The sequence below is a fragment of the Acidimicrobiales bacterium genome, from assembly GCA_035630295.1.
Taxonomy (GTDB): Bacteria; Actinomycetota; Acidimicrobiia; order Acidimicrobiales; family Iamiaceae; genus Iamia.
In genome coordinates, this window is sequence record DASQKY010000052.1 from 17063 (window position 1) to 31424 (window position 14362).

The following is a 14362-nucleotide window of genomic DNA, read 5'->3' on the forward strand; positions in this document are numbered from 1 at the left end:
AGCCCCCGATGGCCGAGATCACCCTCACCGCCACCACTGGCCGCCCCACCGGCAGCCGGTCCTCGAACCGCCTGCGGGCCGAGGGCAAGGTGCCCGCCGTCGTGTACGGCCTGGGCCGCGAGCCGCTGGCCGTCACCGTGGAGTGGCGGTCCCTGCGGGCCGCGCTCATCACGGACGCCGGCGTGAACGCCCTGATCGACCTGGAGATCGAGGGCGAGGGCGAGGCCCAGCTGTCCATCATCAAGGACATGCAGCGGCACCCCATCCGCCGCTCCGTCGACCACGTCGACTTCCTGCTCATCCGCCGGGACCGTGAGATCACCGTCGACGTGCCCATCGTGCTGGAGGGCGAGGCGGAGCAGGTCATGCACGAACAGGGGATGATCGAGCACCTGATGCAGGCCCTGTCCATCAACGCCAAGCCGGGCAGCATCCCCGACCAGCTCACCTACGACATCTCGGGCATGGCCGTCGGCGACACCATCACCGTGGCCGACCTGGACCTCCCGGCCGGCGTCTCCACCGACGTCGACCCCGAGGAGGCCGTGGCCAGCGCCCAGGTCTCCCGGGCCGCCATCGAGTCCGAGGCCATCGAGGCCGCCGACGCCGAGCTGGCCGCCGAGCAGGCCGAGGGCGACGCCCCGGCCGAGGGCGGCGGGTCCTCCGAGGGCGGCGAGGGCTGATCCCCCCTGTTGGGGTGGCGCCGCCGTCGTCCTGACCCGTCCCCCGACGCGCCCCCGACCGTGCCCGCCGACCTCCTCGTCGTCGGGCTGGGCAACCCCGGGGCCCAGTACGCCCGCACCCGCCACAACGTCGGGGCCGACACCGTGGCCGAGCTGGCGCAGCGGTGCCGGGCCGACCTGCGCCCGGGGCTGCGCAACGACCGGGCCCTCACCGTGGACGTGACCCTGGGCGGCCACCGGGTGGCCCTGGCCGTCCCCCAGACCTTCTACAACGAGTCGGGTCTGGCCGTGGGGGCCCTGCTGCGCCGGCACCGCATCGACGACCTCCACCACCTGGTGGTGGTGCACGACGAGCTCGACCTGCCGCCCGGACGCCTGAAGGTGAAGGCGGGCGGGGGGTTGGCCGGCAACAACGGCCTCAAGTCGATCGTGGCCCACGTGCACTCCGAGGACTTCGTCCGGGTCCGCATCGGGGTGGGCAAGCCCCCCGGCCGCCAGCAGGGCGCCGACCACGTGCTCCGCCGCCCCGGGAAGGCCGAGCGGGTCGAGCTGGACGTGGTCATCGCCGAGGCCGCCGACGCGGTGGAGGCCATCGTGGCCGACGGCATCGAGCGGGCCATGGCCCGCTTCAACACCCGCCCCGACCCGACCTGAGACGCCCGCAGCCGGGCCACGCCCTCGCCGGTGCGACAGCAAGGCATCGGTCGAGCTGCGGGTGACTCGCGGGTTGTCGAACTGGTGTTCGGGTAGAGTGGTGGTTCCCTTCGGGGACCGGGGTTGGTTCGGTCCTCCGTGATCGTCGTTGGAGCGTGCCGGTGTGGTGCGCGTGGCTGGTCCGGAGGTGAGCCCTGTGTCCGATGAGGTGAGCGAGGCGACCCAGGGCCTGGGCGGGGAGCGGCCGGGTGGGGTGTCGGCGGGGGACTTCGCGGCGGTGGGGGCGGGGGGTCGGGGGGATGTGATCGTGGAGTTGGCGGGGGTGGTGGCGGCGACGCAGGCGGTGTTGGGGTCGGTGATCGTGGCGGCTGATGCGGCGCGGGACTGGGCCGAGGATGGGGCCACGGACATGGCTTCGTGGCTGGTGGCACGCTGCGGGCTGACCACCGCGCATGCCCGGGAGTGGGTGCGCGTCGCGCACGCGCTGGAGGAGCTGCCGGCCCTACGGGAGGTGTTCTCGTCAGGGGCGGTGTCGTTCGACCAGGTCCGCCCGGCGACCCGGTTCGCGACGCCGGCCACCGATGAGGAGATGGCCGACCGGCTGCCGGGGCTGTCCGCGGCGCAGGTGGAGGCGTTGGCCCGTCAGCATCGGCCGGTCAAGGACGCGGAGGTCTGCGAGGCGCGGGTCCGGCGGTGCTTGCACTGGCGGCCCGATCACGACGCCGGGGGGTTCCGCTACCGGGGGTTCCTCCCGTCCGATCAGGCGGTGGCGGTCAACGAGATGCTCACCGGTCTGGCTGAGGCGGCCGGCCCGAACCCCGAGACCGGCCTGTGGGACCCCTTCGCCACCCGCTGCGCCGATGCCCTCCACGGCCTCTGCGACGGCGACAGCACCGAGACCACCGTGGTGGTCCATGTGGACGCGGAGGTCGTGGCCGGTGGGGTCGGGGGCAACGGCCTGGCCGGGGACATGAGCGTCGGGCGGTCCGCGGTGCTGCGCTACCTGTGCGACACCGGCATCGAGCACGTCATCGAGACCCCGGAGGGGCGAGCGGTGGGCATCGGGCGACGATCCCGGACCGTGCCCCGCTGGCTCCGCCGCCACATCACCCACCGCGACCGCACCTGCCGGTTCCCGGGCTGCGAACGGGCCATTCGCCACATCCACCACATCCGCCACTGGACCGCCCACCGAGGCCCCACCGACGCCCCCAACCTGCTCGGCCTGTGCTGGGCCCATCACCACCTCGTCCACGACGGCGGCTGGACCGTCACCGGCAACCCCGACGACCAAGTCACCTTCACCAGCCCCACCGGCCGCACCATGACCAGCACCCGCCAACCCATCCGCCCCCAAACCACCACCCGCACCCGAGCCCTCCTCGGGCTCCCCCCACCAGCGGAGCTCACTCAGCCCGGCGATGGCCGCTCGTCCGGTGCGAGCGAGAGGTCACGCCCCTCCGAGGAGGATGGCGGGGCCGAGGTCGGCGGCGGGCCGGCGGCCCGACACCGCCATCGCCTCGCCCCATCTCGTCCCGACGGGACCGCCGCGGCCGGCCCGACCCGCCCTCGGGCGCCGTGATCGCGCTGGTCCGCGGCCGGGTGTCGGTCAGGTCGGGGCCAGGGGGGCGACCAGGGGCCAGGGGCGCTCGCGCTCCACGATGGCGGCCAGGTCGAGGAGGAGGGCATCGGCGTGGTGCCGGCCCATGATCTGCATGCCCACCGGCAGGTCGTCCATGGTCTCGACGGGGATCGAGACGGCCGGGTTGCCGCTGACGTTGGCCGGGATGGTCAGCGCCCCGTTGTTGCCCAGCTCCACCTTGCGGCCGTCGACCCGGGTGTTGGCGGTCACCTCGGCTGGGAAGGCGACGTCCGGGTTGGTGGCGCAGATCACCAGGTCCACCCGGTCGAAGACGTCGGCCATGGCCTCGTTGGCCATGGTGCGGGCCGCCTCGCTGCGGGCCGAGCTGTCCAGGTCGACCAGGGCCTCGGCCATCTCCAGCCCGAAGGCGATCTCCGTGGTCAGCTCGTCCTTGCAGCCCGGCCACAGCTCGCCCAGCTCCATCTTCAGCCCCACCAGGTTGCCCAGGGCCCAGGCCAGGTCCAGGGCCGGCATCTTCACCTCGACGTCGACGATCTCCAGGCCGGCGTCCCGGGCCAGGGCCTCACCGGCCGCCACCACCCGCTGCTGCACGCCGTCGGCCACCACCGCCGAGCCGAGGGTGGGGGAGATGGCCACCCGCAGGCCCCGCAGGTCGTGGGTGCCGAGGTCCCGCTCCCAACCGTCGATGCGGGGCAGCGAGTACGGGTCCCGGGAGTCGTAGCCGGAGCACACGTCGTACCAACGGGCCACGTCGCGCACCGAGCGGGCCTGGCAGCCGGTCACCACGGTCATGGGGTGGATCAGGGTGCGGGGACCGCGGGGGATGCGCCCGGCGGTGCCCTTCATGCCCAGCAGGCCGTTGAAACCGGCCGGTATGCGGATCGAGCCCCCGCCGTCGCCGCCGCTGGCGATGCTCACCAGCCCCCCGGCCACCGCGGCCGACGACCCGCCCGACGAGCCCCCGGCCGTGCGCCCGTGCTGCCAGGGGTTGTGGGTGACGCCGTTCTCCTTGGTCACCGAGACGTTGAGCCCGCCGAACTCGCTGGCCGTGGTCTGGCCCACGAACGTGGCCCCGCCCCGGTCCCGCAACCGGGAGAGCATCGTGCCGGTGTAGGTGGCCCGCCGGTCGGCGAACACCAGTGAGGCCTCGGTGGAGGGCCAACCCTCCACGTTGTCCAGCTCCTTGATGCCCACCGGCACCCCCCCGAAGGGGAGCGAGGTGTCGGCCCCGGTGGCGGCGGCCCGGGCCCCGTCGGCGTCCACGAACGAGAAGGCGTTCAGGTCCGAGGCCTCGACGGCGGCCAGCGCGGCCTCCAGCTCCTCGACCGGCGAGCGCTCCCCCGACCGGAAGGCCTCGACCAGCGAACAGGCATCCCCCAACCACGGCGTGTCGACCATGGCGACGGAGACTACGTCAGGGCTCGCGGTCGGGGGACGGGAACTGGATCCGGGTCCGGCTGGCCGAGACGGGCTCCAACAGGTCGGCCACCAGGGCGACGTGGGCCGGGTGGTCGAGGTAGGTCCGGAGGTCCGCGGCCGAGGCGAACTGGCCGACGACGGCCAGGTCGCAGTTCCCGTCGACCAGGCCCATGTCCCGACCCACCGTGTAGGACCGGATCTCGGGGATCTGGTCGGGCAGGGCCCGCAACCCCTCGACGAGGGCCGCCACCTGCCCGTCGGTGGCGTCGTCGACGAACCGAATCATCACCACGTGGGTCAGCACGGCCGCCGACCGTACCCGGCCGTCACTGCAGCCCCCGGCTGGCCCCCCCGTCGACGGGCAGGGCGGCCCCGGTGATGAACCGAGCCGAGTCCGAGCACAGGAAGGCCACCACCTCGCCGAAGTCCTCGGGTCGGCCCACCGTGCGGGCCGGGATGTTGTCGGCCACCGCGGCCACGTCGTCGGGGTCGTTGCCGTGGAGCTGGCGGAAGCGGGCGGTGGCGTGGATGCCCGGCTGGACCGAGTTCACCGTCACCCCCCGGGGCGCCACCTCCAGGGCCAGGGTCTTGAGGAAGCCGGTCGCGCCGGCCCGGGCGGTGTTGGACAGGATGAGGGTGGGGATGGGCTGGCGGACCGACGCCGAGGTGATGGCCACCACCCGGCCCCAGCCCCGCTCGGCCATGGCCGGCACCGCGGTCTGGCACATGGCCACCGTCGAGAGCAGGTTGAGCTCCAGGGCCGGGATGTAGGCCTCCAGCGGCGTGGTGGCGAAGGTCCCGGCCGGCGGGCCCCCGGCGTTGGGCACCAGGACGTCGACATGGCCGAGGGCGGCGATCGCCTGCTCGACGAAGGCGGCGGCTCCGTCCGGCGTGCTCACGTCGGCCACGATCGGCACCGCCTCGTCGCCCAGGGCGCCGGCCGCCGCCTCGATGCGAGCCCGGTCCCGCCCGCACACGGCCACCGCCACCCCGGCGTCGGCCAGGGCCCGGGCCGCGGCCAGGCCGAGGCCCGCCGATGCCGCCGCCACTGCTGCCGTCCTGCCCGAGAGCCCGAGGTCCATGGCCCGACGGTACCCCCGCACCGGGTCGGGCGGGTTGCGCTGGGAGCACGCCCCGGCCCGGCAATAGCGTCGCCGGTCATGGAGCCGCTGCCGTTCCTCGGGCTCGAGGCCACCGACGACCCCCACCGCTGGCGCCTGCCGGTGGCGCCCCACCTCTGCACCGGCCACGGCTTCCTGTTCGGGGGCTGCGGGCTGGGGGCGGCCATCGAGGCCCTGGAGCGGACCACGGGCCGGCCGGTGATCTGGGCCACGGCCCAGTACCTGGCCTACGCCAACCCGCCCTCGGTCATGGACATCGACGTCACCGTCCCGGTCAGCGGGAAGACGGTCAGCCAGGCCCGGGCCGTGGCGCAGGTGGGCGACACCGAGATCCTCACCGTCAACGCCGCCCTGGGCCACCGGGACCTGGAGCACCGGGGCCAGTTCCAGGCCATGCCCGACGTGCCGGGGCCGGAGGACTGCCCGTTCCGGCCGTCGCGCTTCGACGCCGACCGCGACACGATCATGCGCCGGATCGAGCTGCGCCTGGCCCGCGGCCGCCAGTTCGAGGAGTTCGACGGCACCCCCCGCGACGACGGCCGCTCGGCGCTGTGGGCCCGCATGGCGGACCTGCCCGAGACCACCGCGGCCAAGCTCGCCGTCCTGGGTGACTACGTCCCCTTCGGCACCAGCCAGGCCCTGGGCCGCCCGGTCGGGGGCAACAGCCTGGACAACACGCTCCGGGTGGTGCGCCTGGTCCCCACCGAGTGGGTGCTGCTCGACATCCGGGTCCACGCCGTGGAGCGGGGCTTCGGGCACGGGTTGGTCCACCTGTGGGCCCAGGACGGCACGTTGCTGGCCACCGCCAGCCAGTCGATCATCGCTCGCGCCTGGGACTGACAGGGCCGGCGGCGGGCGCTCTACGCTGCGGCGATGGCCCTGCCCGCACCGTCCGCCGCCTCCACCGCCCTCGTCACCGGCGCCTCGTCCGGCATCGGGGTCGAGATCGCCCGGGAGCTGGCCCGGCGGGGCCACGGCGTCACCCTGGTGGCCCGGCGGGAGGAGCGCCTGAAGGCCCTGGCCGACGAGCTGGCCGAGGCCCACGGCGTCCGGGCCGAGGTGGTGGCCGTCGACCTGGCCGACGCCGGCAGCCGGGCCACCCTGCCCGACGCGGTGGCCGAGCGGGACCTCACCGTGGACGTGCTGGTCAACAACGCCGGGTTCTCCACCATGGGCCCGGTGCGAGCGGCGCAGGCCGAGGCCGAGCTGCGCATGCTGCGGGTGAACGTGGAGGCCGTGGTCGACCTGTGCGTCCGCTTCGTGGGCCCGATGGTGGACCGGGGTCGGGGCGCGGTGCTCAACGTGGCCTCCACCGGGGCCTTCCAGCCCCTGCCCGGCCAGGCCGGCTACGCCGCCTCCAAGGCCTTCGTGCTCTCCTACACCGACGCCCTCCACGCCGAGCTGAAGGGCACCGGCGTGTCGGCCACCTCGCTGTGCCCGGGCCCGGTCCGGACCGAGTTCGGGGAGACGGCCGGCCTCTCCCGCGAGGAGTCCGACGCCGCCCTGCCCCGCTTCATGTGGGAGACGGCCGAGGACGTGGCCAAGGCCGCGGTGGCCGGCCTGGACCGGGGCCGGGCCGTGGTCATCCCCGGCGCCGCCAACGCCGTCGGCGCCTACGCCGGGCGCCTGGCCCCCAAGAAGGTGCTGGTGCCGCTCCTGGCCCGTCAGCACCCGGCCCTGCGCTGACCGCGCCGGGGGCCGGTACGGTCGCCGGCATGCAGCGCTACGGCATGACGATCCCCTTCGACGGCATCCCCCTGCACGCCCAGCGGGACGCCGTGGCCGAGCTGGCCGACCTGGGCTACACCGACGTGTGGTCGTCGGAGGCCAACGGGGCCGACGCCTTCACCCCCCTGGCCCTGGCCTCGGTGTGGGCCCCGACGCTGCGCCTGGGCAGCGCCATCGTCCCCGCCTACACCCGGGGGCCGGCCACCCTGGCCCAGTGCGTGGCCTCCCTGGCCGACGCCGCGCCCGGGCGGGTGGCCTTCGGCATCGGCACCTCGTCGGACGTGATCGTCGAGCGGTGGAACGACCTGGCCTTCGACGAGCCCTACAAGAAGGTGCGCGACACCGTGCGCTTCCTGCGCACCGCCCTGGCCGGCGGCAAGGTCAAGGAGCGCTACGACACCTTCGCCGTCGACGGCTTCAAGCTGGGCGTCGTGCCCGAGCACCAGCCCCGCATCCTGGTGGCCGCCCTGCGGGAGGGGATGCTCCGCCTGGCCGGCCGGGAGGGCGACGGGGCCATCATCAACTGGCTGGCGGCCGAGGACGTCCCCACCGTCACCCCGCACGTCCACGCCGGGGGCGAGGGCAAGGAGGTGGTGGCCCGCATCTTCGTCGCCCCCACCACCGACACCGAGACGGTGCGGGCCATGGGCCGCTACGCCATCGCCGCCTACCTGAACGTCCCGGTCTACGCCGCCTTCCACCAGTGGCTGGGCCGGGGTGAGGTGCTGGCCCCCATGTGGGACGCCTGGAAGGGCGGCGACCGCAAGGCCGCCCTGGAGGCCATCCCCGACGAGGTGGTCGACGCGCTGATCGTCCACGGCTCCCCGGAGGCGTGCCGGGAGCACATCGGCCGCTACGTGGCCAACGGCGTCACCTGCCCGGCCCTGGCCGTGCTGCCCTTCGGCCTCGACCCGGTCCAGGCGGCCCGCGACCTGGCGCCCCGCTGAGGCCCGCCGGCCCCTGCCCGCCGCCGGTGGCGGGCCGAGGAGGTCAGCCCTGGAGCGGGGCGTAGAGGGTGGCCGCCAGGTCGCACAGCTCGACCCGCTCGGCCTCGCCGAGGGCTGCGTAGGCCCGGCCCAGGGCCCGGTCGGTGGCCGCCTCGGCCGCCGCCCACTCGGGCCGCTCCCCCCGCTTGCCGGCGTCGGGGTGGGGCCCGTCCCAGCCGAAGATGCCCAGCATGTGGGGGCTGCGCAGGGTGACCGCCTCGTGGGGGCCGAGTCCGTGGGCCAGCACGGCCGCCCCGTGGAGGGCGCCGCGCAGCTCGCGCAGCACGTTGAGGCGGTGGAAGGCCAGGGCCCGGGGCCGGTCGGCCCCCGGCTCGGGCCGGGCCCGCCACGCCGCGAACAGAGGGGCGCTGGCGGGGTTGGCGGCCGCGGTGAGCCGACCCACCAGGTCGGCCAGGCGGGGCAGGTCGGCGTCGTCGCCCAGGTGGCCCTCGGCCCAGTCGTGGCCCACGGCCAGGAAGTGGTCGGCGGCCTCGGTGGGGGCCATCACGGCCCGGCCCCGGTCCCAGGTCTCGGCCACCGCGGCCGGGGCGAAGAACACGAAGGCCGACGCCACCACGTCGGCGTGGACGTCGCCGAGCGCCCCGCCCCGGCCCACGGTGTAGAAGTCGGCCCCGGTGAAGCCCAGCTCCGCTCCCCGCTGGTAGGTGGCGAGGTCCATCATGAAGTGGGTGGACAGGTTGCCGACCACCGGGGCGGTGGCGGCGGCAGCGGCGACGGGGTCCATCGATGGACCCTAGGTCGCGTCGCGATGGTGCCCTGGCCCTGCCGGGCCGTCACCCGCCGAGGTCGCCGAAGGTGGCGATGGGGACCTCCTCGGGCAGGACCCGGCCGTCGACGAAGACCACGTGCCACAGCCCGATCACCACCTCCTCGTACCCCACCCCCCGGGCCTCCAGGTGGGCCCGCAGCCGGTCGTGGTTGCCGAGCTGGCGGTCGTCGAGCACGTAGGTGGAGGTGCGGTCGCGCCGCGCCGCCCGCTCCAGGTCGGGGAAGCGGGGCACGGCGAAGGACGAGGCCCGGACCCGCCCGTCGGTCAGGAAGGTGATCTGGGCGCCGGCCACGTCGGTGACGGCGGTGCCCACCTCCCGCTCGTCGAGCAGGGCGGCGACCCGCTCCAGGTCCTGCGAGCCCAACAGGAGGGAGACGTCGTCGCTCTCGGCGTAGGCCCCCAACCCGGTGATCCCCCAGACGGCGAGGGCCACGGCTCCGGCGGCCAGCCCCCCCAGCAGCGCGGTCCGGGCCCCCCGGCCGGTCACCTCGGGCACGACCGCCCCGCCGGCCACGGCCAGGACGGGCAGCACCAGCGACTGGTAGCGGATGTCGGGGCCCACCGCGTCGACCAGGCTGTTCATCCCGTACAGGAGGCTGTGCCCCACCACCAGCACGGCCAGCAGGCCCGGGGCCCGGTCGAGCGTGCGCGCCGTGGCCACGGCCAGGACCGCCACCACCAGGACGGCGCCGGCCCACGACCAGCCCACCAGGGCCCGGTCGGGGTCGAAGGGGGTGGCCAGGCCGGTGGCCGTGGAGAGGCGCTCCCAGAAGTCGACCACCCGGTCCCACCACGTCAGCCCGAGGCCCGGTGCGCGATCGAAGGACGCCCAGTCGTGGGCCAGGTTCCAGGCCAGCCACGGGGCGGCCCCGACCACCGCCGCCCCGGCCGCCCAACCGCTCCGGAGCACCACCCGGGGCCGGCGGGCCACCAGCCAGGCCCCGGCCGGCACCGCCACCAGGACCGAGAGGGGGGTCTGCCACCAGCCCAGGCCCAGGGCCAGGCCGAGGGCCAGGAGGTCGCGGCGCTCGACGGACCGGTCGCGCCCGTCGCCGGACAGGCGCAGCACCAGGAGCACCTGGACCATGCCGATCAGGGGGGCCACGCCGTAGAAGCCCCGCTCCTCGATGGAGAAGGCCACCGCGTAGGCGGGCCAGCACCAGGCCAGGATGCCGGTGGCGGCCTGCCCCACCGGCCCCAGCCCCAGGCGGGCCGCGACCCGCACGCACACCACGGCGGTGGCCAGGCCGCAGGCCACCGGCACCACCTGCACGGCCAGGGGGGTGGCCCCCAGCACCAGGAAGGAGAGGGCCACCAGCATCGGCTCCAACGTCCCGCCGTAGCCCTGGTTGGGGAAGAAGACCGAGAGCTGCCCGGAGCGGATCTGCTCGGCCTGGAGGGCGACGGTGGCCTCGTCCAGGTTCAGGGTGCCGGTCGGCCCCGCCCCCACCCAGGCCCGGAGGCCCAGCCCCAGGGCCACCACGACCAGGGCGAGGGCGATCTCCCCCCGGTGCTGGCCGGCCCAGGTGGACACCGCGGCCGCCCGCTCCCGGGGCCGGGCCCCCGCTGTCGTCCGGTCGCTGGCGATCATCCGCCGACGAAGGAGGTCAGCACCACCCGGGCGCCCTGCTCCTGGGCCCGGCGGGCGCAGGCGAAGGCGATGGACGAGGGGGTGGGGACGCCGGTGACGAGGACGGTGCGATCGGCGAGGAGCACGGGCGACGGGTCAGATGTGGACGAGGCGCAGGGAGTCGGTGGCGACGCCCTTGTAGTCCGGCGACCCGGACAGGACGGCCACCAGGTCGCCGGTGCGGAGCAGGCCCCGGCCCTTGGCCATCTCGATGGCTGTGCCCACCTGGCGGGCGGGGTCGTAGGGGCCGGGCTGCTCGATGGGCGTGGCCCCCCAGGACAGGGTGAGCTGGCGCAGGGTGCGGGGGTCGGTGGAGAAGCCCAGGATGGGCATGCGGGGCCGGTAGCGGGCGATGGAGCGCACGGTGAACCCGGTGCGGGTGATGCAGATGATGGACGTCGCCTCGCTCTCCGAGGCCGCCCGCCACGCCGCGTTGGTCATGGAGTTGGTGACCACGTCGTCGACCGAGCCACTCAGGTCGCGGTTGAGGCGGTTGACCTTGGCCGCCCACCCGTCGTAGTCGAACTCCTCGTCGGCCCGGCGGGCGATGCGGGCCATGGTGGCCACGGCCAGGGCCGGATCGTGGCCGATGGCCGTCTCGCCCGAGAGCATCACCGCCGAGGACCCGTCGAAGACGGCGTTGGCGATGTCGGAGGTCTCGGCCCGGGTGGGGGACGGGGCCGACACCATCGACTCCAGCATCTGGGTGGCGGTGATGGCCGGCCGGCCCAGGGCGATGCAGCGGTGGAGGATGCGCTTCTGGAGGTGGGGCAGCTCCTCCAGGGGCATCTCGGCCCCCAGGTCGCCCCGGGCCACCATGACCGCCCCGGCGGCCTCGATGATGCCGTCGAGGTTCTCGACCGCGGCGCGGGTCTCGATCTTGGCGATGACCATCGGCCCCGCCGGGTGGGGCTCGGTGCCGACCCGGCGGATGTCGTGGGCCGAGCGCACGAACGAGACGGCCACCATGTCGGCCCCCTCGGTGACGAAGGCGTCGAGGAGGTGCAGGTCGTGGTCGGTGGGCGTGGCCATGCGGAGCCGCTCGGAGGGGATGTGGACCCCGGGCCGGCCCTGGAGGAGCCCGCCGTGCAGCACCCGGGCCCGGAGGGCGTCGCCCTCGGCGTCGGTCACCTCGATCACCACCCCGCCGTCGCCGAAGGTGAGGCGGTCACCGGCATGGATGTCCCGCAGGAGGCCCTCGTGGTCGACGTGGACCAGCGCCGCGGTGCTGCTCTCCTCGCCGGGGACGAGGCGGAGGTCCTCGCCGTCGCGGAGGAGGGCCCCGCCCTCGGGGAAGCTGCCGGCCCGCACCTTGGGGCCGGGCAGGTCGACCAGGATGCCGAGGGGCCGCCCGATCGACTCCTCGATCCGGCGCAGGCGCCGGTAGCGCTCGATGGCCTCGTCCAGGGAGCCGTGGGAGAGGTTGATGCGGATGACGTCGGCCCCCGCTTCCACCATGTCCTTCAGCACCGCCTCGGACTCCGAGGCCGGCCCCATGGTGGCGATGATCTTCGTGCGGCGCATCACCCGGTCAAGTATGACGGCCCCGGCCACCCCGGTGGCGCCGTGTTCCCAGATCGCCAGAAGGGGCTCACCTCCGTGTCATCTCCGCCCGTGACCCTCACCCCCTCGGCCCTGGCCTGGCTGCGCAGCTTCCGGCCCGGCGGGCACCGGTCACGGCCGGCGACGTGGCCCGCTCCGCGGCTGGGCGCCCTCGCCGGCATCCTGGTCACCGCGCTGGTCTGGCGCGCTGTCGTGGGGGCCGGCCGGCTGAACCGGCCTGCGGCGTCGGTGCCCGGCCGCTAGGGCAGGCGGCTGAACCAGAGGAGGGAGAGGGCGGAGCTGGCGAACAGCAGGGCCAGGCCCACGCCCACGAACCACAGGCCGATCTCCCGGAACTCGATGCTGAAGCCCACCGACGAGCCGATGTTGCGGTAGACCTCGCGCAGCTCGCCCTCGGTGGCGGCCGTGTAGGCCTTCCCGTCGGTGGCGTCGGCGATGGCCTCCAAGGCCTCGCGGTCGACGTCGACGGGGATGCGCTCCACCTCCCCGGGCAGGACGATGTAGCCCTGGTCGGTGCCGAAGGCGATGGTGTTCACCGGCACGTCGGCCTCACGGGCGGCGTTGGCCCCCGCGGTGTCGGGCCGGCCGTAGGTGGTCTTGCCGTCGGACATGAGGACGATGCGGGCCGGCACCGGCTCGTCGGGGTCGTCCCCGGCGGCCCGGGGGGCCTGCTCGACGGCCTGGAGGGAGGCGAAGATCCCTTCCCCGATGGCGGTCCGCTCCTCCAGTTCCAGCCGGTCGATGGCGTCCACCACCCGGGCCCGGTCGGTGGTGGGCGGCACCTCGATGGTGGCCACCCCGTTGAAGCTGACCAGGCCCACGTTGATCTTGGGGGGCAGGATCTCGAGGAAGGTGCGGGCCGCGCTCTGGGCCGCGGTCAGCCGGTCGGGGGGGACGTCCTCGGCCATCATCGACAGCGACGTGTCGATGGCCAGGATGACGGTGGCCCGCTCGCGCGGCACCTTCTCCTCCCGGGCCGGGCGGGCCAGGGCCACCACCAGGGCCGAGAGGGCCAGCAGCAGGACCACGGCCGGCAGGTGGCGGCGCCACCCCGGCGACCGGGGAGCGACGCTCTGCAGCAGGTCGAGGTTGGTGAAGCGCACCGCGTAGGTGCGCCGCCGCGACTGGAGGACCAGGTAGACGGCGGCCAGGGCGGCCACGCCGAGCAGGAACCACAGGCGGCTCGGGGCGAGGTAGGTGATGGCGAGCATGGGGGTCTCGGGGGCAGGGGTCATGCGGAGGTGCGGGGGGCCACGCCCCGGACGCGGTCGCGGCGCTGGGCCACGAAGCCGACGATGTCGAGCAGCCAGTCCCGGTCGGTGCGGAGCTGGAGGTGGTCGGCCCCGGCCCGCCGGATGGCATCGGCGATGGCGGCCCGCTGGGCGGCGGCGGCCGCCGCGTAGCGCTCCCGGACCTTGGGGTTGGCGGTCTGGATCTCCAGGGCCTCGCCGGTGCGGGGATCGACCAGCGAGAGCACGCCCACCGACGGCAGCTCGACCTCGCGGGGGTCGACCACCTCGATGCACAGGGTCTCGTGGCGCACCGCGACCTGGGCCAGGCGCCGCTCCCACACCTCGGGCGGGGCCAGGAAGTCCGACACCACCACGGCCAGGCCCCGGCGCCGGGCCACGCCGGCCAGGGTGCGCAGGGCCTGGTCCAGGTCGGTGGAGCCCGACGGGTGGCGGGCCGCGGTGACCAGGCGGTGGAGCACGGCCAGGAGGTGGTCCTTGCCCCCCCGGGCGGGCACGATCCGGGCCCCGTCCGGCCCGGCCAGCACCGCGCCGAGGCGGTTGCCGGTGCGGTGGGTGAGGAACCCGACGGCTGCCGCGGCCGAGACGGCCAGGTCGCGCTTCTCGCACCACGCGGTGCCGAAGTCGAGGCTGGGGGAGTCGTCGGCCAGGATCCAGCACTCCAGCTCGCGATCGGCGATGGTCTCCCGGACGTGGGGCTCGAGCATCCGGGCGGTGACGTTCCAGTCGATGCGGCGCACGTCGTCGCCGGGGGCGTAGACCCGGGTCTCCCCCTGCTCGGAGCCGTGCCCCGGCACCAGGCCGGTGTACTCGCCGTGGAGCAGGCCGTCGAGGCGGCGGCGCACCACCAGGTCGAGGCGGCGCAGCACCTCGGCCGGATCGCTGCCCCGGACCCGGGGCGGGGCGTGGGCGGACGTGGGAGCGGTCACCGGCGC

At 75.0% G+C, this 14362-nt stretch carries 16 protein-coding genes; 7 read left to right on the forward strand and 9 right to left on the reverse strand.

What is annotated here, in order from left to right; all coding sequences use genetic code 11:
* The first annotated feature begins 8 nt into the window (after window positions 1–8).
* The 3 genes from VEW93_14995 to VEW93_15005 all read left to right on the forward strand — a co-directional run bounded on the left by VEW93_14995 (window position 9) and on the right by VEW93_15005 (window position 2919).
* Complete coding sequence (locus VEW93_14995) at window positions 9–683, forward strand: 50S ribosomal protein L25 (protein HYI63096.1); 675 nt, start codon at window positions 9–11, stop codon at window positions 681–683.
* A 60-nt stretch (window positions 684–743) separates the two neighbouring features.
* Window positions 744–1337, forward strand: a complete 594-nt coding sequence (pth, locus tag VEW93_15000) for an aminoacyl-tRNA hydrolase (GenBank protein HYI63097.1) — start codon at window positions 744–746, stop codon at window positions 1335–1337.
* A gap of 196 nt (window positions 1338–1533) precedes the next feature.
* Complete coding sequence (locus tag VEW93_15005; GenBank protein ID HYI63098.1) at window positions 1534–2919, forward strand: DUF222 domain-containing protein; 1386 nt, start codon at window positions 1534–1536, stop codon at window positions 2917–2919.
* 27 nt (window positions 2920–2946) lie between these two features.
* On the opposite strand, the gene VEW93_15010 is transcribed toward VEW93_15005, so the two are convergent.
* The 3 genes from VEW93_15010 to VEW93_15020 are packed head-to-tail and all read right to left on the reverse strand — an operon-like array spanning window position 2947 to window position 5441.
* Window positions 2947–4338: an amidase gene (locus tag VEW93_15010; GenBank protein ID HYI63099.1), complete on the reverse strand. Its 1392-nt coding sequence runs from the start codon at window positions 4336–4338 to the stop codon at window positions 2947–2949.
* A gap of 16 nt (window positions 4339–4354) precedes the next feature.
* Window positions 4355–4663 carry a Dabb family protein gene (locus tag VEW93_15015; protein HYI63100.1) on the reverse strand — a complete coding sequence of 103 codons (309 nt, stop codon included), beginning with the start codon at window positions 4661–4663 and terminating at the stop codon, window positions 4355–4357.
* Between the two features lie 22 nt (window positions 4664–4685).
* Entirely contained in the window at window positions 4686–5441 is a 756-nt protein-coding gene (locus VEW93_15020; protein ID HYI63101.1) for an SDR family oxidoreductase, read from the reverse strand.
* 78 nt (window positions 5442–5519) lie between these two features.
* Here VEW93_15020 and VEW93_15025 point away from each other — a divergent pair, with 78 nt between their 5' ends.
* Genes VEW93_15025 through VEW93_15035 form a run of 3 tightly spaced genes read left to right on the forward strand, consistent with a single transcriptional unit; the run spans window position 5520 to window position 8155 of the window.
* Window positions 5520–6320: an acyl-CoA thioesterase domain-containing protein gene (locus VEW93_15025; protein HYI63102.1), complete on the forward strand. Its 801-nt coding sequence runs from the start codon at window positions 5520–5522 to the stop codon at window positions 6318–6320.
* Window positions 6321–6353: 33 nt separating this feature from the next.
* A complete protein-coding gene (locus VEW93_15030; protein ID HYI63103.1) occupies window positions 6354–7166 on the forward strand; it encodes an SDR family oxidoreductase in 813 nt (270 codons plus the stop codon).
* Window positions 7167–7195: 29 nt separating this feature from the next.
* Entirely contained in the window at window positions 7196–8155 is a 960-nt protein-coding gene (locus VEW93_15035) for an LLM class F420-dependent oxidoreductase (GenBank protein ID HYI63104.1), read from the forward strand.
* Window positions 8156–8198: 43 nt separating this feature from the next.
* Here the strand turns inward: VEW93_15035 and VEW93_15040 are convergent, their stop codons facing one another.
* Genes VEW93_15040 through pyk form a run of 4 tightly spaced genes read right to left on the reverse strand, consistent with a single transcriptional unit; the run spans window position 8199 to window position 12138 of the window.
* A complete protein-coding gene (locus VEW93_15040; protein ID HYI63105.1) occupies window positions 8199–8939 on the reverse strand; it encodes a hypothetical protein in 741 nt (246 codons plus the stop codon).
* Between the two features lie 49 nt (window positions 8940–8988).
* Window positions 8989–10575, reverse strand: a complete 1587-nt coding sequence (locus VEW93_15045; protein ID HYI63106.1) for a hypothetical protein — start codon at window positions 10573–10575, stop codon at window positions 8989–8991.
* Window positions 10572–10700 (reverse strand): hypothetical protein, encoded by a 129-nt coding sequence (locus VEW93_15050; protein HYI63107.1) that lies wholly within the window; start codon window positions 10698–10700, stop codon window positions 10572–10574. The genes VEW93_15045 and VEW93_15050 overlap by 4 nt, the downstream gene beginning before the upstream one ends.
* Window positions 10701–10710: 10 nt before the next feature.
* Window positions 10711–12138, reverse strand: coding sequence for a pyruvate kinase (gene pyk / locus VEW93_15055; GenBank protein HYI63108.1), 1428 nt, complete (start codon window positions 12136–12138; stop codon window positions 10711–10713).
* A gap of 90 nt (window positions 12139–12228) precedes the next feature.
* On the opposite strand from pyk, the gene VEW93_15060 reads away from it, so the two are divergent.
* The gene (locus VEW93_15060) at window positions 12229–12420 is read left to right on the forward strand and encodes a hypothetical protein (GenBank protein HYI63109.1); all 192 of its coding nucleotides are present in this window, start codon (window positions 12229–12231) and stop codon (window positions 12418–12420) included.
* Here the strand turns inward: VEW93_15060 and VEW93_15065 are convergent.
* Both VEW93_15065 and VEW93_15070 read right to left on the reverse strand, forming a co-directional pair.
* A complete protein-coding gene (locus VEW93_15065; GenBank protein ID HYI63110.1) occupies window positions 12417–13412 on the reverse strand; it encodes a VWA domain-containing protein in 996 nt (331 codons plus the stop codon). The genes VEW93_15060 and VEW93_15065 overlap by 4 nt on opposite strands.
* Window positions 13409–14356, reverse strand: a complete 948-nt coding sequence (locus VEW93_15070; protein ID HYI63111.1) for a DUF58 domain-containing protein — start codon at window positions 14354–14356, stop codon at window positions 13409–13411. Before VEW93_15070 ends, VEW93_15065 begins: the two co-directional genes overlap by 4 nt.
* Window positions 14357–14362 lie beyond the last annotated feature (6 nt).

Coding starts and splice junctions, on each gene's coding strand:
- VEW93_15010 (HYI63099.1), bottom strand. CDS start 4,338: ATGGTCGACACGCCGTGGTTGGGGGATGCCTGTTCGCTGGTCGAGGCC.
- VEW93_15020 (HYI63101.1), bottom strand. CDS start 5,441: ATGGACCTCGGGCTCTCGGGCAGGACGGCAGCAGTGGCGGCGGCATCG.
- VEW93_15025 (HYI63102.1), top strand. CDS start 5,520: ATGGAGCCGCTGCCGTTCCTCGGGCTCGAGGCCACCGACGACCCCCAC.
- VEW93_15040 (HYI63105.1), bottom strand. CDS start 8,939: ATGGACCCCGTCGCCGCTGCCGCCGCCACCGCCCCGGTGGTCGGCAAC.
- VEW93_15035 (HYI63104.1), top strand. CDS start 7,196: ATGCAGCGCTACGGCATGACGATCCCCTTCGACGGCATCCCCCTGCAC.
- pyk (HYI63108.1), bottom strand. CDS start 12,138: ATGCGCCGCACGAAGATCATCGCCACCATGGGGCCGGCCTCGGAGTCC.
- VEW93_15030 (HYI63103.1), top strand. CDS start 6,354: ATGGCCCTGCCCGCACCGTCCGCCGCCTCCACCGCCCTCGTCACCGGC.
- VEW93_15045 (HYI63106.1), bottom strand. CDS start 10,575: ATGATCGCCAGCGACCGGACGACAGCGGGGGCCCGGCCCCGGGAGCGG.
- VEW93_15065 (HYI63110.1), bottom strand. CDS start 13,412: ATGACCCCTGCCCCCGAGACCCCCATGCTCGCCATCACCTACCTCGCC.
- VEW93_14995 (HYI63096.1), top strand. CDS start 9: ATGGCCGAGATCACCCTCACCGCCACCACTGGCCGCCCCACCGGCAGC.